Here is a 16,870-nt window from a genome sequence, read left to right on the forward strand (position 1 = left end):
CTGATTTAGTTTAATTATAACGAATCGTTAGAATTGAGTAAGCGTCCGGTGAACACCTAAAATAAAAACACAGTGTCTGGTTTTATCAGGTTCCGATGTTAACATTTGTAAACGTCTGAGGGCTTTCTCCTGGTGGGCTTACTCATCATTCCAGTGCTCCAACTGTCACCCTTTCCGGCTATTGCGATTACCACAACGGCACAAAGCGCAAATCTGAGCTTTGCTTGTTTAACAGTGAGTTAGATTGGTATCAGTTTACTATCTGAGCTGTATAACACTGTTATACACTGGTATAATATCCAGTAACCACCAGTAAAAGGACTTTTATCATGAGCAATTCTAACCTTGTCGCATTTCGTCTCCCCGCTGAACTCCAGACCGTGTTTAATGACGCTGTAACGGCTTCCGGCAGCGATAAAACATCATGGATAGTCTCAGCCATTAAAGAGAAGCTGAACCGTCCAGAGGGGAATCCTGATGCTCGTATGCTGACGCTGGTGGAAAGACTGGAATCTGCCGCAGCTTCTCTGATAGTCGGTAAAGTCGATATCCCGCCTCATGCCTACAATGAACCGGCAATCGTCGCTGTGGTGAATCAGGTGCTGTCTGAGGGGGTGGATAACGGGCGTGTCATTGCTGAACGGGTTAACGAGGCTGGCTATCAGACCAAAGCCGGTAAAGCGTGGGACAAGGATATCTATTCCGCATGGAAACGTCACAAAGATATTACCGGGAAGCTCAACGGTTAATTACCCCTGCAAAACTTGGCTTTTTAACTGCGCAGACCTTAACAAACCTTAACATTTTTTGCGCATTCTGCTGAGTCTAATTACTCTGAATCCCTTGTATTACAAGGCTTGTAAGAGGTTCGCATCCGGTTCGCACTTTGCGCAGAGTGGTTCGCAATTCGCAGTTTCAAGCGCGGTTTTTCGCCGTAATTGCGCAGTCAACCTCAATAAATCTATATATCAAAGTGTGCGCAAGAATCACGTCAGCCCTTGTGATATAAGGCTTTAACGAGGTTCGCACTCTGGTTCGCAGTGCGCAATTTTCGGGTTTCGTTTTGCACAGTTCACCTCGACATTTCTCTACATCAAAATAATGCACAATCTCGCTTCGTGCCTTACACGCAAAGGCTTTGTCATGGTTCGCACTTATCCGAACTCTGCGCAAAATACCGATACATTCCGATACATGCGAACCGGAAACATTTATAGATTTTTTAAGGTGCGGCGGGGATCTGCCGACGGATTTACCTTAGCAACCGGACCGTTATCAAATGTTGTCATTTTACTTAAGATTTCCAAAGATTCAGACCGATAACCCTCAGGAAAACTTAGGATTGCGGCACTCGAAAACGTTAGGATTTGTTAGGATTTCCATGCTGCCGGTGGGACATTTTTCTGCCGGAGTGGGACATTGGGACGTATGGGACGTATGGGACGTATGGGACGTATGGGACGTATGGGAAGTATGGGACATTGGGACGTATGGGACATTGCGTGGGACATGTCCCATATTTCATGGGACACAAAACTCAGTGGTTTTTTATGTAACCTGCTGAATCGGCTGTTAATGCCTGTTGGTGATACGGTGGGACATGGGACACAAAATCAGAAACAGATACCTACCCGCAGACCACGGCGCACAATGTCCCGTGTTGTAATTTCCGTTGGTAAGGACCCATTTTTTACCGGCAGTGAAAGCTGTCAGGATGTTAAGATTTGTTAAGATTTACCGTCTGTATTTGTCGCTGTTCAGCCCGCTTTCACGGGCTTACTACGGTGTCCGAAAATCATCAAAGCTGCCAGCCTCGTGCGCGTGCGCGTACTGGTGTCTAAATCATCAGAGTTCACGCCCCAGCTTCTCCATAATTGCCTGTCTGACGAACTCTGCGCGATTGCCCCGTATGTACCTGCTGCGTTTAATGTGGCTGTCTACCGCGTCAATAACCGACTGCTCACAGGTGACAATCAGGCGTGTTGTCGGTACACCGTTAAAGTAGCGGTTAGTCTGTTTCTTTGTGCTTTGCTGCATGGTCTGCCTCCCGTTGCCACTTATCCAGCTTCCGCTGCGCGTCCTGTTGCTGTTCCGGTGTTACTTCACCGTTTGGCTGTCCGGTCATATCAAAGCGACTGCCGCCCAGAGTAAGGGCTTTCAGATACACACTGCGGTTAATGTAGTCGTACAGTCCCTGTTTGATGTGTGAAACAGTGATATCCAGCCCCCGCGCCTCAGCATCGGCAATCATCTGTTCCCGGATACCGGTTGCCAGCGGTCTGGCTCCCTGTAGAGTGAATACAGCCCAGTGCTGCGCTATCCGGTCTGTACGGCGTTTCCGCTTCTTCGCGTGAGCCTCTGCCTTGTTTTTCTTCTGCGGCTGCTGCGGGGCTTCCTGCTGTGTTTCAGCCGGTGCGCTTTCTGATGCTCCGGCAGCCGGTTTATTTGTTACTGTTTTGTTGCTTTTCTTTAAGGTGAGAATTTCTCTGCTCACTTTCGTTACTCCTGTTTTATTTTTTTATATAAATACGCGATCAGGTGTCGGTTCAGTCGGTTCAGTTGGTTCAATTTGTAAAGACGATTGTTTTTAAATGATTTATTTCAAAATACTGAACCAACATTACCCCTGATTGAACCAACACACTCCGGTACTGAACCAACATTCTTTCCGGTCACTGCCAGCCAGAGAAAAAGCGGCTGATTTTCAGTGTTGGTTCAGAATGCCCGTTTGTTGGTTCAAAACAGCCCTTTGTTGGTTCAGTGTTGGTTCAGAAAACAGACTATTTTCCTTATAAATCAATACACCTTATTAAATGAACCAACTGAACCAACACTAAAACACTGTTTTTCACGTATAGCGTTTTTTATCCGGATACACCCCGGTGATGCTTCGGGGTGTTTTTGCAACATTAAATTAACTTTCATCCTCTGAATCTGAGGTTTCCGGCATAAACCGCAGCACATAAACGTTAATCTGCCGCCCGTCTACTCTCGGGCTTTTCCGCTGATAGCCTCTGCCACTGGACGGCGGTGTTAACATCCCCGCAGTTTTCAGCACGTCCGCAAATTGTTTGTAGTTAAACCCCTGAGCAATCTCCTGCTCAAATGCTGCCGGAAAGGTGTAGAACACAATCGGATCGCTGTCGTGGTCGCCTTTCTTTCTGTACCCCGCCAGATCCCGGATTGGCATGTCCCGGCAGTCATACGGCAGCGGCGCATACCGGCTCAGTCCGTGTGCGTTGAGGAATGCCTCAGCCTGTCCGATTATCTGTTCAATTTCTTTGTTACCCGTGCCGAACTCCGCCAGCCAGACATTGAATACCGCCTGAACCGCATCCCGGCAGTCCTGCTCACTCCAGCCGGTGATCACCCGCCCGGTCAGTAGCGCCGCCTCAATCATTGCGAAACGGTCACTTGCCCGGTGAACCTGCTCCCCGTAGTTATCCGGAATGAGTTTGCTCCACCGTTTTTGTGCGTCACTGTAGGCGGTTTTCACGTCCTCTTTGTGCGCGGAAAGCCAGGTGATCCACCAGCGTCCCGCTGCGCCGTAGTGAGAACGGCAGTTCACTTTGATGGTGTCGGCATGGTGTTTGCCTGTTTCGCAGCCGTGAAGCTCCGTAGCCCGCTGAACCGGGATATTGAGCAGCCGCACTAACTGTCCGGCATTAATCTTCACGCCGGAACTGAGCAGGAATGTTTCGATATCTTTTTCGCCGGTACTGATTGCCACTGTCCGCCAGCTCTCCAGCGGACGGTTGCCGCCGTCTCTGGCTCCCTGAATCTTGCCCTTGCCGTTAAACAGTGTGTACGCCGATTTGTAGACGTGTTTCGGATCTGCGCCCTGTCCGACTTCATCCAGATATAAAAGCCCGTCATTGTGCGCTACCGCCTCGTTAGCGATTCCGTAGGCGGTGCCGTACCACGTCAGCCGCTGTAAGTCAGGATGTCCGTACAGACTGACCGACATATCCGCCGTGGTGCTCTTACCGGCGGTGGACTGTGCATAAAGGTGAATGCCGAAGCTGTCCGCCATGGTGATCCCGGTCATGGGTGCTGCCAGTGCCGCACCGATGGCAAACATCATGTAGATATTGCCGTCCGCCAGCCGCGCCACCTCATCCCGCCAGCTCTCCGCCGTTCCGCTGACCTGATAGGCGGTAGCGGCAGCACTCTGCCCGTTAAACAGTACAGATTTGTCCGGATCACCGATAACAGAGCCGTCCGGCATGATGTACGCGCCTTTGTGCCAGCCGGATTTATGGGTCACACTCCACACATCCCGCCCCCGGCTGCGCATCAGCCAGTCCGCCAGTGTTGCCCTTAATGCCGGTTTGGTAGTGACAATCACGCCGCTGGCTTTCAGTGTCCGCCAGCCCTCACGCTCACCGATATCTGCCATCGGGATCGCTTTTGTGGTACCGCTGCCGCAGTCCATTATCAGGAATGACTCGTTAACATCGTTAACACCCGCAGCCACTACCGTCAGCGGGTCACTGAGCCACTGCTCGTTATTGATGATTTCCCCGGTCTCTTTATCCAGTTTCGGGATCACCTGAAAGACACCGTTATCACGGGGTTCAATCCGGGGTTTCATCTGGTCGGCTGCGGAGGGATTTTCTGCCGGTTCCGCTGACTGTCCGCTGTCGCCGCTTTCCGGCTGATACATTCCCCCGGTGAATGCGTTTACCGTGGCATCCAGTCCTTCAGCCTGATACACATCGTTCCAGTCCCCGCTGGTGGCGGGTATCGTCACCTGACCGTTAACAGCCCGTGCTGCTGATTCTGCTTTCTCCCTGCCGGTGTTCACCTCGTTGTCTGCGTCATTATCGGCAGCAATAATGATGGTCGCGCGCGCGTACTGCTCACGAAAGTGCTTCGCAACGTGGATCATGTTCCCGGCATCCATTGCCGCCACGGTCAGCGCATCAGGGCGGATTACGTGACAGGTGAGTGCGGTTGCCAGTCCCTCCGCAATAATCACCTCAGAAACGTTTTCAGGCGCATTGACGGGGTAGTAACTGCCTTTCTTCGTGCTGTCGGTTAACAGGCGTTTCCCGCCGTCCGGCTTAATGGTCTGTGCGCCGGTGACTGTGCCGGTCGCATTCACCAGCGGAAGCAGAATTGCCCCGTCAGACAGGAGCGGCAGCATGAAGCAGGACAGCCCCTTACCTGCCAGATAAACGGATTCTCCCTGCTGAACCTGCGGTAACAGGCTGCTGTAACGCGCTGTGAAGCGTTTTTGTTTCTCTGCTGCGTCACCGGCTTCTTTCTGCTGCTGCGCGGCTTTGTGGCTCTGTTGCTGCATACTGTCCTGAGTCCGTTCTCTGGCTGGCTGATGGTCTGAACGGGTATCAATACCGATAATCCCGGCGATTTCTTTCGCGGCTTCCGTCACGCCCACCCCCAGCACACGCTGAACGAGGTCTAACCCGTCACCCGCACCGCACTGGTTACAGATAAACGTGCCGTTACCGTCCTTATCATCAAAGCGGAACCGGTCTTTACCGCCGCACGCAGGACATGCTGTGTGGGTATTGACCGGCACATCCGCGCCCACGGCGGACAGAATGCCCTGCCATTGTCCGTTGGCTTTCAGTTTCACCTCGCGGATAACATCAATGGATTTCATGAATACCTCCGTTGTCCGCCAGCGTGTCGCCCATATCATTAATCATGCTCTGCCATACCTCGCGCCCGAACCCGGTGATAAACCCGTTAGTAACGCACCGTTCCAGCATCTGAACCGCCACCGGCTCCCATGCCTCAAAATTCTGCTGCAAGGCTTCCAGCAGGTAACTGTCCATCAGCATCCGGATACCTTTCACACCGTCAATAATTGCCACCTCAATGGATTTGCTGCCGATATTCATCGGGAACCAGTCGCCGCCGTTCTGTGTGGTGACATCGTGATAAACCGCTCCGGCAAATTCGTTTGCCAGCGCATTCACACGGAAGTTTTTTGTGATTAGTGTCATGTTATTTATTCTCAGTGTGTCCGCAGTTCCGGCTGATCCAGCACGCCGCCCGCTACATCCAGTGTCAGTGCTTCGTGCATAGCATCCATGATGTCAGCGCCCCACTCAGACAGGCGTAATGTGCCGCTGCCGTCAATCATTGAGGTGTACAGGCTGACGATGTGCTCTGCGTTGTCTGTGCCGTAGCGTTCAGTCATTGCGCCCTCGATGTGGTTCGCCATTGCTATCCGCTCACAGTCCGGCAGGAGCGGCAGCATAACCCCGTGATTGCGGTAGTACGGCATCCCGTTCTTTGCGGTGGTTTCACGGATATACAGCACGGCAACCATCCAGCGGAAAGCCCGTAAATCCTTCTCTTTGTCACCCTGAACGTGGTCTAAATACGCCGCAGTCAGGCGCAGCCCCAGCAGCATATTGCTGTCCCACTCTCCGGCATCCGCACGGGCGGGAATGTCTGCCAGCGGTATCAGGGCGATATGCTGATACCTGCCGGCAGCGTTGCGTTTCATCACATCCACGGCGGAGCCGGTGACTTCGGTGCGGTATCCGCTCATTTCGTTTCCTCCCTGACCCGTACAATCCGCTCAATCCTGATATCTGACAGCCCGTATTCCGGTGCGCTGGTCAGTAATGCGTTAACCGCATCCTCTGCTGATTCAGCCCGCCAGTAGAAAGCCATCGGCAGAATATGCCCGGCTTTGTTTGCTGCGGTGTGGTCAATCCGGTAGCGCATCATTTCAGCACCTCCGCCAGCCTGGTTATTTCTGTGCTTTGGGCGCAGATAAGACGATTAACAGCCCTCAGCATGAAATGTGTGTCGGTTTCGGCTTCGTTTTCCACGGCAGTGAGCAGCGGAATAAGCAGTGCCTGAATTTCCTCGTTGATATGGTCAACATTTTCCAGCGTGGATAAATGCCCGGCATTCAGTCTGATGGTTTTCATTTATCGCCTCCCGCTTCCTGACTCAGTGAATGACTGATATCGCAATGCATATCACAGGCAATGGTTATCAGGTCGAACAAATCAGGAGAGCATTCACGCTCTGCCTGTTCCAGAATGACGGAATACAGTGATGTGATCTGTCGCGCTTTATAGGCAGCAACGTCTAAAGGAATGACTGACTGGCTCATACTGTCACCTCCCGAACCGGTAAACGTCCGGCAAAGGAGAGGATGTAGTCGCGTACCAGCAGCAGATGGGCACTGTGCTCGTTCGGTGCTGTGGCTTCGATGCGGTGGGACTTGGCTGCGGGATTACCGCGCTCAAGTGCGAGAAATAACCATCTGAATGACTGACTTGGGGTGAGACTGTTCCGCCCTGTTACGGGTGTGATATATTGGCTCATAGCTACCTCGATACTGATAATATCGTTGGTGGTCAGATGCCCTGTGAGTGTTGACGCACCGCAGGGCATTGCTTTTATTACATAGCACATGCTAATGTACGTACGTAATAATGAACATATTAAGAGATTACGTACGTACATGTCAACTATCAAAAGAGACAAATCACCGAAAGGAGAGGGGTTATCGCCTACTTTCCAGATTCGCATAAGCTCTGAGTTTCGCCAGCAGCTAAATGAAGTCTCGGGTGATGAAAATATGAGCTTAGGTAATTGGTTCAAAGAGCTGGCTCGGGCAGAATTACGGCGCAGAGGCATAGAACCAAAAGGCTGAACAAATCGGGTAGCGGTAATGCTGCCCTTTTTTATGGACTCTAAAAACTCTACAAATGGTGTAATTTCCCCACGATTTGGGATATCCGGATTCAGATAGCTCACGGTTTCATATTTGAGACTGGCGTAAAATTTCGCTGATTGACCGGCTGAAACTTTAGCCGATGACTGAGCCGGAATATTGGCTGAGTAACCAGACGAAAGTTTGTCTGATTGATTGCCAGTAATACCGCAGTTTAAAGCCACGGAATCAACCAGGGAGTAAATTAAGCTTACCCCCTCGCCGTCCAGGAGAGAGCCTTTCCCCTGGCTGGCAATATCCTTTGTTGAATAAAGGGTATTCATCATATTAGCCACCAATCCGCGCCGCTGGACTCATTAAACTAGCGAACTGCTCAATCCGTCTGCTGACTTCACGCAATGCCTGAGTAGCGGTTAACCCGGAACTAATCGCATCCTGAAATGCCGCCTGTTCGATTTTCTGCATACAGACCAATAAACCTAATTGTTGCTCGTCTGCGCTGGCACGTTCCCCGGTGAGTAAGCCGGTTAATCGGTTCTCTGCACGGGCAAGGTTGATGTAATGGTATCTATCTGCGCCTAAGTCTCTGAGTGCGTCCCGCGATTCATGGTAATGGGGCAGATACTCACGGCGGATAGGTTCCGCAGCGCGTTTCTTACTGAATGCCTTGGTAACGTCCAGCTTAAACTGAGTCATTTTTTCATGATCCCGCCCACGGACAATACGGCACATAAAATCGAACTGATTTTCATTGAGCAGGTAATAAATCTGAGAACGCCCGCGTTTTGATTTTCCCGATTTCAAATCGGATAATTCTTTTTCACTATGTCTTGGCAATGTACCCAGCTCACGCAAACAGCTAAGATTCTTTTTAATAATATTCACAAGACTTTCGTGTTGTATTCCGACACGTCCGGCAAACAGGCGGCTGTCAATCCTCGGCTCAGTTCTGTGCTGAACTAAAATAGGCTCGTGGCTGATTTCAGGGTGAGCAAATCCACCAGCAATTAAGCTGTTATTTTTCTTTTTCATTCTGATTACTCCGTTATTCGGTCGGGTACAGGCTTAAAATATTATCTGTGAGTGCTTTGCTTACCGGCTGATACTTTCCCTGCTCTGCACGATGATTGATTAAATTAATCACCTTCTGCACGTCCTGAGCGGTTTTAAAGCGATAGCGGTAATGTGAGCCAATACCATCAGGGTTAGGCTCATCAAGGCGTTCCAGTTCAATATTCAGCTTACGTTCGAGTTCGTTCGGGTAATTGCGTCCGGACGATAAACGGCAATGGAATAAGATTTCATTTTCCGTAAATCCATTAATGCCAGTACCGATCATATATAAACGGGCACGGTGTTTTTTCGGCGGATTCTTTGATAAGATAGATGACGCGAAGCTATCCTCAGAAGCCACCTGTGACGGGTGGTTTTTCTTTTCCATTACACCACCTCACCAGTACGGGATTCCGCAATTTTATTTGCTACCCACGCATCAACCTCTGATTCAACAAAGGCTATCGAACGGGAACCAATTTTTACCTGTTTCGGGAATTGACCGGCATCAATGAGTTTGTACAGCCACGGCTTAGAGCAGCCTGTGCGCCGGATGACTTCCGGCAGACGGATGAGACTTTCTTTCTGTGTGGTAATTGCTGGCATATAGCCTCCTGTATTAGTCCTTTAAACACCTGAGTAGACGGCGTGAGGTTTACAGGGATGCTATATGTTCAGTTAAAAAATAAGAATGACGTTCAAATACAATTTGGTGCATACATTGGGCATGTCAATCCGAGTCCTCATTATACTAATTGGTGCCATGACAAAAATGACATAACCAACTCATGTTTTTGTCCTTTTTTATTAAATATTATCAATTTCGTCTCTAAATTTTAATATGAGAAAATTTTTCCTACTCGATAGAGGGTCCATCCCTCCATATTTACGATGAGCCAATCCACTATACTGACCTCTTTTAATTCTAGTAATCTCGTCTTCTTTCTCATTAATTTTCAGTGAGTAAAATTTATCCACTTCATCATTTTTTATTTTATTCTCCTTGCCTTTTGCTATAATCCTAGAAACGGTTCTAGGGTCAATGTAATCTTTTAATACTGGTGATGATGATATTATATTCATTGCTTTATTTAGGAATTTATCATAACCATTTCTTAAAAGAATTTTAACCACCTCTGATAAAAACTCTCTTTCATTTTTAGTTTTATCATTTCTTTTTGTTAACATTTCATTTTTAAGCCTTTCTATCTTCCTTTCTATAATTAATGGATTGAATGAATTATCATCAGTAATAATTTCATGATGTTTAATATCATTGAATTCATGCATAAACCAATCACCATGCAATGACAATATATAATCTAATTTTTCTTTATAATCTAACAAGCACTTAAGCTCTTTTGATATAGTATCAAAAATATCAATACCATCCAGATAATCACATATACACAATGTTAAATAGCATAACAGGCTGGCACCTTCGATTTTCTTTATTTCTTCCCCATCTGGTTTTTGATTAAAAATAATACTGTGGTTTTTCATCAGGATAAAGTAATTATAAAAAACAATATTGAAATCACAGTTTATACCTAAAGAGTCAAAAGCCTTTAATATTCTTGCTTTAACAAAAAAATCATAAATATAATCATATGATTCTTTTAAATTTAAATTTATTTCATGCCTCACTATAACTTTATGGCATTTTTTTGCTGCGTTAACTTTAATATCATCCGAGTCTGAATATCTAGCTGGTGATGCTATATGACAATACATAACATCTCGATAAAAACGTAGAATTTTCCTTGCATGGAAAGACAATAATTTTTGGTCAAACATTTCTGTACCCATGCACCACCTCACGCCCTCTTTCGGTAGGAGCTATGCCAGCCAGTAGAGGTGTACTGGTTTTCGGGGATCAGCCTAGGCATAGCTTTATTCTTATCGTCTACGCCAGTCTACTAAAGACTACTACCCCTGTCTATTTGTCCAGTTCACGTATTCCGGATATAAAAAAACCAGCCTTTACTCTGGCTGGTTCGGTGTGCTGCTGGTGGACTATGCCCGCTTGAAATTACCGTGAACGACGTTATCACCGTTCTCCAGAGCGTCCATATAGTCCGCGTACCACTGAAGCATTTCCCTGCGTCCGTCGATGTACTGGGCGTGGTTGTATGTGCCCCTGATTGAGTTTTTATCGACGTGAGCAAGCTGTGTCTCAATCCATGCAGTGTTATAGCCCTGTTCGTGCAGGATAGTGCTCATGGTATGCCGGAAGCCGTGACCGGTTGCCCTGCCATCATACCCAACCCTTTTCAGCACCTGGTTGATTGCCGCTTCACTCATTGGCTTTGAGGCATCATTCCGACCGTGGAAAATATAACTGAATCGCCCGGTAATCGTTTCAATCTCACGCAGTAATTCCAATGCCTGAGATGATAGCGGAACCATGTGAGGACGGCGCATTTTCATGCGTTCAACCGGGATCTCCCAAATGGCTTTATCAAAATCAATTTCCCCCCATTTTGCCGCTCTGAGTTCGATGGTACGAACTCCGGTTATCATGAGTAGTTTAGTGGCTATCAGTGTTATTTTACTACCACTACAGGCTGAAAACGCCTGTAAAAACTCAGGTAATTCATCCACGTTCAAATGGGGAAAGTGCTGTGCCTTTGGGGATGATAACGCCCCGGCAAGTTCAGAGGCAGGGTTGTTCTCAGCCCGTCCCGTTACAATTGCATAGCGGAAAACCTGATTGCATGCCTGGCGGATTTTTTTCAGCTTATCCAGCACACCTCTTTTTTCCAGCTTACGCAGAACCTCCAGCATATCCAGCGGCTTTAACTCTGTAATGCTGACTTTGCCAATATGAGGGAATATATCTTTCTGAAAGGCTTCCAGCAGATCCTCAGCATAACCCTGAGACCAGTTCGGCTTTTTATACCCATGCCATTCCAGCGTGATTTTTTCAAAGCTGTTATTAACCAGAGATTCCCTTTCCCGCTTTTCAGCCTTTTTCACCAGTGCCGGATCATCCCCCTGGGCTAATACCCGCTTTGCTTCTTCACGTTTTGCTCTGGCTTGCGCCAATGTGATGGACGGATAAACACCAAACGCCAGTCTTTTTTCTTTACCGGCGTAGCGATATTTCATTCTCCAGTATTTTGATCCGTGAGGCGCGACTTCTAAATACATGCCCCCGCCATCAGAAAGTTTATATGATTTTTCTTTAGGTTTGGATGTCTCTACCTGTCTGGCTGTCAGCTTCATGTGGGGGCACCGGATTTCATTGAACGGGGGCATGCCACCAATTATGCCCCCTTCTGCATGTAGATTTCAATAGACGAGGGTAGACCGCAGGATACTGAAAATATCACTGAATGCTGATTCTATGGGGGTTTAGGAGACGATAGTAGACGTTGAAATACTTGAGAATGGTACGCCCTACAGGATTCGAACCTGTGACCTACGGCTTAGAAGGCCGTTGCTCTATCCAGCTGAGCTAAGGGCGCGCTGAGGAAAAAACAGCGGGTTAACTGCTTGATGCACCGTGGATTATACGGCTGAAGCGCGGCGAGTCAATCAGAAAATCAGTTATCTTCGTCAGTGACTTTCTGACACCTTAATAAAACATAACTGACAGACGGAAAATGTTCTGACAGAATAGTGCCCATCTTTTATCTGTTTTATGGATTTTTACACGATGTCAGCAAAAATTATAGACGGGAAAACGATTGCGTCGACCATCCGGGCCGAAGTTGCCGCAAAAGTTCAGCAGCGGATTGCTAACGGAAAACGGGCTCCCGGTCTCGCCGTCATCCTGGTCGGTGAGAACCCCGCATCTCAGATTTATGTCGCCAGCAAACGCCGTTCCTGTGAAGAAGTCGGATTTATTTCACGCTCTTATGACCTCCCCGATACCACCAGCGAAGCCGAACTCCTCCATCTCATTGATGAACTGAATAATGATAATACTATCGACGGGATCCTCGTTCAGCTTCCGCTGCCTGCCGGTATTGATAATGTCAAAGTCATTGAGCGTATTCATCCGGATAAAGACGTCGACGGTTTTCATCCTTATAATATCGGCCGCCTGTGCCAGCGTGCGCCGAATCTGCGCCCCTGCACACCACGCGGTATTGTCACGCTGCTTGAGCGCTGCAATATCAATACGTTTGGTCTGAATGCGGTGATTGTCGGTGCATCCAATATTGTCGGCCGTCCGATGAGCCTGGAGTTACTGCTGGCCGGTTGCACCACAACGGTCACTCACCGCTTTACCACCAATCTGCGTCACCATGTTGAACATGCGGATCTGCTGATTGTGGCGGTCGGGAAACCCGGCTTTATTCCGGGTGAGTGGATCAAACCCGGAGCGATTGTGATTGATGTCGGTATAAACCGGCTGGAAAACGGCAAAGTGGTCGGCGATGTCAATTTTGCCGAAGCCGCTGAGCGCGCGGAGTGGATAACCCCGGTACCGGGCGGCGTCGGGCCGATGACCGTTGCCACTCTGATTCAGAATACCTTACAGGCCTGCGAAGAATTTCACGATAAGGACGAATAACCATGGATATTTTTAATCTCGACGGGCACCCGCATGTCGAACTGTGTGATCTGCTCAAAATTCAGGGCTGGGCAGACAGCGGTGCTGCCGCCAAACAATTTATCGCTGATGGTCAGGTGGCTGTTGACGGTGAAACAGAAACCCGCAAGCGCTGCAAAATCACCGCCGGTAAAGTGGTGGAATTTGCCGGTCAGCAGGTAAAAGTGGCTGAATAATCGTAATCTGCGAATAAACCAGAGCACTGCCTCTGGTTTTTTTATCCGTATAATAAGAGCCGCAAAAAATGAAAACACAAAAATTTCAGCCGGTGCAGATTGCCCTGCACTGGTTTATTTTCCTGCTTGTGATTGTCGTTTATATCAGCGCCCTGTTACGGGATAACGCTGACGAACCACTGAGAAGTATGTTGTCCGGGCTGCATTACAGTTGCGGTATTGCTGTCGGTATACTGATGATTGTCCGGCTGGCGGTCAGAATAAAGCACCGCGCACCGGCTATTATTCCCAAACCATCACCGATGATAACCGGCTTATCCCATCTGGTGCATCTGATAATCTTTGTGATATTTATTTTGTTACCGGTGCTCGGTTTCAGTATTAAATATCTGAACGGTTATGACTGGTCATTATTCGGTATTCCGATGCCGGTCTCCGCCGCGCCGGATGAAGACCTCGCGTACAGCATACAGAATATTCATGAGATTATAGCCAATACCGGTTATTTTATTATCGGCCTGCATGCCGCCGCCGCACTGGCACATCACTACTTCTGGAAAGATAATACCCTGCTGCGCATGATGCCGCGCAAACGGGACTGATTATCAGCCGCTGAATAACAAAACGCCCGGCAATGATGACCGGGCGTTTTTAATACTGAAGAACGGTATCTGTATAATCTGTTAACGGTATTTTTTATGGTATTCACCACGGGTGGCTTTCAATTGTTCAGCCATCGCTTTCGCTTCCGGAATTTTACCTTCTTCCGTCAGTTTCAGTGCTTCATCAATTTGTCCGGTCAGAACATCATAACCGTGATGGTAATCCTTCACTTCTGCGCTGTCCGCCGCTTTACCTTTCAGTTTGGCCGGTAACTCTTCTTTGGCACTCTGTGCCGCAGCACGCATGTCGGTCAGTGCAGTTTTCAGCGCTGCCGCGTCATCTGTTTTTTCAACAATCTGCAGATTCGCGTTCAGCGTTTTCATATTATCTGACAGTCCGGCGGCAGATGCCGTCATTGCACCGAATCCACAGACAGATGCCACCAGCATAGCTAACATATTTTTACTCATCAGATGCTTCCTTTATTTTTAATATAAAAGTACGACAAAGACATCACACAATAAAGCAGGTGCTGTAACAGAATAGCGGATAACCGGCTGTTGTGCCTGCCCGGTAAAAATAAAGTGATATAAAAAAGCCCGGCAGTGAATAATGCCGGGCTTTTCAGTCAGAATGTAATAATGATTACTTACGGCGCCAGGTGGTACCCTGCGGGCCATCTTCCAGCACAATACCCATATCGGTTAAAGCATCACGGGCTGCATCCGCCAGCGCCCACTCTTTTGAGGCGCGGGCATCATTGCGCTGTTTGATCAGTGCTTCGATTTTCGCTGCATCTTCATCACTTTCGCTCTGCGCACCACTTTGCAGGAACTGCTCCGGATCCTGAGTCAGCAGCCCCAGCACACCCGCCAGCTGGCGAAGTTGTGCCGCCAGGCCGTTTGCTGCGGTCATATCTTCCTGTTTCAGACGGTTCAGTTCACGCGCCATATCAAACAGTACAGAATACGCTTCCGGGGTGTTGAAATCATCATCCATCGCATCGCGGAAACGGTTTGCGAATTCCGCATTCACCACGACCGCCGCGTCTTTATCTGTGCCGCGCAGTGCGGTATAGAAACGTTCCAGTGCGGTACGCGCCTGTTTCAGGTTCTCTTCCGTGTAGTTAAGCTGGCTGCGGTAATGAGCGGACAGCAGGAAGTAACGCACCGTTTCCGGATCGTAATAGCCCAGCACGTCACGGATGGTGAAGAAGTTATTGAGGGATTTTGACATCTTCTCTTTATCGACCATCACCATCCCGGAGTGCATCCAGTAATTGACATACGGGCCGTCGTGGGCACAGGTGGACTGCGCAATTTCGTTTTCATGATGCGGGAACATCAGATCAGAACCGCCGCCGTGAATATCAAAATGCGTGCCCAGCTGTTTGCTGTTCATCGCGGAACACTCGATATGCCAGCCCGGACGGCCTGCGCCCCATGGTGATTCCCATGACGGCTCACCCGGTTTGGACATTTTCCACAGCACGAAATCCATCGGGTTGCGTTTCACATCAGCCACCTCGACACGGGCACCGGCCTGGAGCTGCTCCAGATCCTGACGTGATAACAGGCCGTATTCAGGGTCGCTGCTGATATCAAACATCACATCCCCGTTATCCGCCACATAGGCATGACCGCGATCGAGCAGTAACTGCGTGATCTCAATAATCTCTTTGATGTGATGTGTGGCACGCGGCTCTGAATCCGGGCGCATCAGGTTCATGGCATCGAAATCGCGGTGCATCTCCGCCACCATGCGATCCACCAGCTGATCACAGGTTTCGTTATTTTCATTCGCCCGTCTGATGATTTTGTCGTCCACATCCGTGATGTTGCGGATATAGTTCACCTCATACCCGGCGTGACGCAGATAGCGCACGATGGTGTCAAACGCGACAAATGTCCGCCCGTGTCCGATATGACACAGGTCGTAAACAGTGATACCACACACGTACATCCCGATTTTACCGGGGTTAATGGGCTTAAATTTCTCTTTTTGTCTTGATAAGGTGTTATAAATTTTCAGCATAGGACTATTCCATTAAAAGTCTGTACGTGTTGATGGTGACTTCTGTTAATTAATTGATAATAAATACTTTATTTTTTATATCTGTCTGCGGGGATTATAATCTGAGACAGGTCAGGTTATTGAAACGCGAATACCCTGCAAATGCAAGAAAGACCCTGTAAAACCCGGTGATTATAACAAATACTGACGCAGATTAGTGAGTATGATATAACACACCCCGGAGATAAAAACGGCAGATTATTGCCTTTATAATATAAGCAGCAGGAAATTATTATGGTAACTTTTCATACAAATCATGGTGATATCGTCATTAAGACGTTCGCGGACAAAGCACCGGAAACGGTCGCAAACTTCCTGAAATATTGTGAAGACGGTTTCTACAATAACACCATTTTCCATCGTGTTATCAATGATTTCATGGTCCAGGGCGGCGGTTTTGAACCGGGCATGAAGCAGAAACCGACTCTCGGTATGATCAAAAACGAAGCCAACAACGGCCTGAAAAACGATCGCGGCACCCTGGCGATGGCCCGTACCAACGATCCGCATTCAGCCACTGCACAGTTTTTCATCAACGTGGTTGATAACGACTATCTGAACTTCCGTTCAGAAACACCAAGTGGCTGGGGCTACTGCGTGTTTGCTGAAGTGGTTGAAGGTATGGATGTTGTGGACAAAATCAAAGCGGTCAAAACCGGCAACAGTGGTATGCACCAGGATGTGCCGCGCGAAGATGTGATCATCGAAAGCGTGACTGTTTCTGAGTAA

General features: G+C 48.5%; 22 protein-coding genes and 1 tRNA gene. 6 read left to right on the forward strand and 17 right to left on the reverse strand.

The genetic code is table 11. The features are described from left to right. Positions 1 to 329 precede the first annotated feature (329 nt). Positions 330 to 749 carry a hypothetical protein gene (locus tag U868_RS0100960; protein ID WP_025151654.1) on the forward strand — a complete coding sequence of 140 codons (420 nt, stop codon included), beginning with the start codon at positions 330 to 332 and terminating at the stop codon, positions 747 to 749. A 1,096-nt stretch (positions 750 to 1,845) separates the two neighbouring features. Here the strand turns inward: U868_RS0100960 and U868_RS24340 are convergent. From U868_RS24340 to U868_RS26225, 9 genes are all read right to left on the reverse strand, one after another. Beyond that, positions 1,846 to 2,037 (reverse strand): toxin-antitoxin system protein, encoded by a 192-nt coding sequence (locus U868_RS24340; protein ID WP_071997679.1) that lies wholly within the window; start codon positions 2,035 to 2,037, stop codon positions 1,846 to 1,848. Continuing rightward, positions 2,009 to 2,494: a ProQ/FINO family protein gene (locus U868_RS0100965; RefSeq protein ID WP_025151655.1), complete on the reverse strand. Its 486-nt coding sequence runs from the start codon at positions 2,492 to 2,494 to the stop codon at positions 2,009 to 2,011. The genes U868_RS24340 and U868_RS0100965 overlap by 29 nt, the downstream gene beginning before the upstream one ends. A 420-nt stretch (positions 2,495 to 2,914) precedes the next feature. Continuing rightward, positions 2,915 to 5,629: a DUF927 domain-containing protein gene (locus U868_RS0100970; RefSeq protein ID WP_025151656.1), complete on the reverse strand. Its 2,715-nt coding sequence runs from the start codon at positions 5,627 to 5,629 to the stop codon at positions 2,915 to 2,917. Further along, positions 5,616 to 5,975: a hypothetical protein gene (locus U868_RS0100975; RefSeq protein ID WP_025151657.1), complete on the reverse strand. Its 360-nt coding sequence runs from the start codon at positions 5,973 to 5,975 to the stop codon at positions 5,616 to 5,618. Before U868_RS0100975 ends, U868_RS0100970 begins: the two co-directional genes overlap by 14 nt. A gap of 11 nt (positions 5,976 to 5,986) precedes the next feature. Continuing rightward, positions 5,987 to 6,529, reverse strand: a complete 543-nt coding sequence (locus U868_RS0100980) for a hypothetical protein (protein WP_025151658.1) — start codon at positions 6,527 to 6,529, stop codon at positions 5,987 to 5,989. Continuing rightward, positions 6,526 to 6,711: a hypothetical protein gene (locus tag U868_RS0100985; RefSeq protein WP_025151659.1), complete on the reverse strand. Its 186-nt coding sequence runs from the start codon at positions 6,709 to 6,711 to the stop codon at positions 6,526 to 6,528. The genes U868_RS0100980 and U868_RS0100985 overlap by 4 nt, the downstream gene beginning before the upstream one ends. After that, the gene (locus U868_RS0100990) at positions 6,708 to 6,917 is read right to left on the reverse strand and encodes a hypothetical protein (protein ID WP_025151660.1); all 210 of its coding nucleotides are present in this window, start codon (positions 6,915 to 6,917) and stop codon (positions 6,708 to 6,710) included. The genes U868_RS0100985 and U868_RS0100990 overlap by 4 nt, the downstream gene beginning before the upstream one ends. Further along, positions 6,914 to 7,105 carry a hypothetical protein gene (locus U868_RS0100995; protein ID WP_025151661.1) on the reverse strand — a complete coding sequence of 64 codons (192 nt, stop codon included), beginning with the start codon at positions 7,103 to 7,105 and terminating at the stop codon, positions 6,914 to 6,916. The genes U868_RS0100990 and U868_RS0100995 overlap by 4 nt, the downstream gene beginning before the upstream one ends. Further along, positions 7,102 to 7,527 (reverse strand): host cell division inhibitor Icd-like protein, encoded by a 426-nt coding sequence (locus tag U868_RS26225; RefSeq protein WP_345840313.1) that lies wholly within the window; start codon positions 7,525 to 7,527, stop codon positions 7,102 to 7,104. The genes U868_RS0100995 and U868_RS26225 overlap by 4 nt, the downstream gene beginning before the upstream one ends. Here U868_RS26225 and U868_RS25825 point away from each other — a divergent pair. Further along, positions 7,460 to 7,651, forward strand: coding sequence for a hypothetical protein (locus U868_RS25825; RefSeq protein ID WP_071997684.1), 192 nt, complete (start codon positions 7,460 to 7,462; stop codon positions 7,649 to 7,651). The two genes, U868_RS26225 and U868_RS25825, sit on opposite strands and share 68 nt — an antisense overlap. Before the next feature lie 348 nt (positions 7,652 to 7,999). On the opposite strand, the gene U868_RS0101010 is transcribed toward U868_RS25825, so the two are convergent. From U868_RS0101010 to U868_RS0101035, 6 genes are all read right to left on the reverse strand, one after another. Next, positions 8,000 to 8,704, reverse strand: coding sequence for a Rha family transcriptional regulator (locus U868_RS0101010; RefSeq protein ID WP_025151662.1), 705 nt, complete (start codon positions 8,702 to 8,704; stop codon positions 8,000 to 8,002). A gap of 13 nt (positions 8,705 to 8,717) precedes the next feature. Then, positions 8,718 to 9,113 carry a hypothetical protein gene (locus tag U868_RS0101015; protein ID WP_025151663.1) on the reverse strand — a complete coding sequence of 132 codons (396 nt, stop codon included), beginning with the start codon at positions 9,111 to 9,113 and terminating at the stop codon, positions 8,718 to 8,720. Next, positions 9,113 to 9,331 (reverse strand): helix-turn-helix transcriptional regulator, encoded by a 219-nt coding sequence (locus U868_RS0101020; RefSeq protein ID WP_025151664.1) that lies wholly within the window; start codon positions 9,329 to 9,331, stop codon positions 9,113 to 9,115. Before U868_RS0101020 ends, U868_RS0101015 begins: the two co-directional genes overlap by 1 nt. A gap of 201 nt (positions 9,332 to 9,532) precedes the next feature. After that, positions 9,533 to 10,534: a hypothetical protein gene (locus tag U868_RS0101025; protein WP_025151665.1), complete on the reverse strand. Its 1,002-nt coding sequence runs from the start codon at positions 10,532 to 10,534 to the stop codon at positions 9,533 to 9,535. 207 nt (positions 10,535 to 10,741) lie between these two features. Then, positions 10,742 to 11,953 carry a tyrosine-type recombinase/integrase gene (locus tag U868_RS0101030; RefSeq protein WP_025151666.1) on the reverse strand — a complete coding sequence of 404 codons (1,212 nt, stop codon included), beginning with the start codon at positions 11,951 to 11,953 and terminating at the stop codon, positions 10,742 to 10,744. Between the two features lie 165 nt (positions 11,954 to 12,118). After that, positions 12,119 to 12,195 (reverse strand) — tRNA-Arg (locus U868_RS0101035). 191 nt (positions 12,196 to 12,386) lie between these two features. Here U868_RS0101035 and folD point away from each other — a divergent pair. The 3 genes from folD to cybB all read left to right on the forward strand — a co-directional run bounded on the left by folD (position 12,387) and on the right by cybB (position 14,067). Further along, the gene (gene folD / locus U868_RS0101040; protein WP_025151667.1) at positions 12,387 to 13,250 is read left to right on the forward strand and encodes a bifunctional methylenetetrahydrofolate dehydrogenase/methenyltetrahydrofolate cyclohydrolase FolD; all 864 of its coding nucleotides are present in this window, start codon (positions 12,387 to 12,389) and stop codon (positions 13,248 to 13,250) included. A 2-nt stretch (positions 13,251 to 13,252) separates the two neighbouring features. After that, positions 13,253 to 13,465, forward strand: coding sequence for a ribosome-associated protein YbcJ (ybcJ, locus tag U868_RS0101045; protein ID WP_025151668.1), 213 nt, complete (start codon positions 13,253 to 13,255; stop codon positions 13,463 to 13,465). A gap of 68 nt (positions 13,466 to 13,533) precedes the next feature. Further along, positions 13,534 to 14,067 carry a cytochrome b561 gene (gene cybB, locus U868_RS0101050; protein WP_025151669.1) on the forward strand — a complete coding sequence of 178 codons (534 nt, stop codon included), beginning with the start codon at positions 13,534 to 13,536 and terminating at the stop codon, positions 14,065 to 14,067. Positions 14,068 to 14,148: 81 nt separating this feature from the next. Here cybB and cybC read toward each other — a convergent pair whose 3' ends face one another. Both cybC and cysS read right to left on the reverse strand, forming a co-directional pair. Continuing rightward, positions 14,149 to 14,538: a cytochrome b562 gene (gene cybC / locus U868_RS0101055; protein WP_025151670.1), complete on the reverse strand. Its 390-nt coding sequence runs from the start codon at positions 14,536 to 14,538 to the stop codon at positions 14,149 to 14,151. A 175-nt stretch (positions 14,539 to 14,713) separates the two neighbouring features. Beyond that, positions 14,714 to 16,102 carry a cysteine--tRNA ligase gene (gene cysS / locus U868_RS0101060; protein WP_025151671.1) on the reverse strand — a complete coding sequence of 463 codons (1,389 nt, stop codon included), beginning with the start codon at positions 16,100 to 16,102 and terminating at the stop codon, positions 14,714 to 14,716. Between the two features lie 273 nt (positions 16,103 to 16,375). On the opposite strand from cysS, the gene ppiB reads away from it, so the two are divergent. Then, on the forward strand, positions 16,376 to 16,870 hold the full coding sequence (gene ppiB / locus U868_RS0101065) for a peptidylprolyl isomerase B (RefSeq protein WP_025151672.1): 495 nt from the start codon (positions 16,376 to 16,378) through the stop codon (positions 16,868 to 16,870).

It is taken from the genome of Morganella morganii H1r (assembly GCF_000633515.1).
GTDB lineage: Bacteria > Pseudomonadota > Gammaproteobacteria > Enterobacterales > Enterobacteriaceae > Morganella > Morganella morganii_B.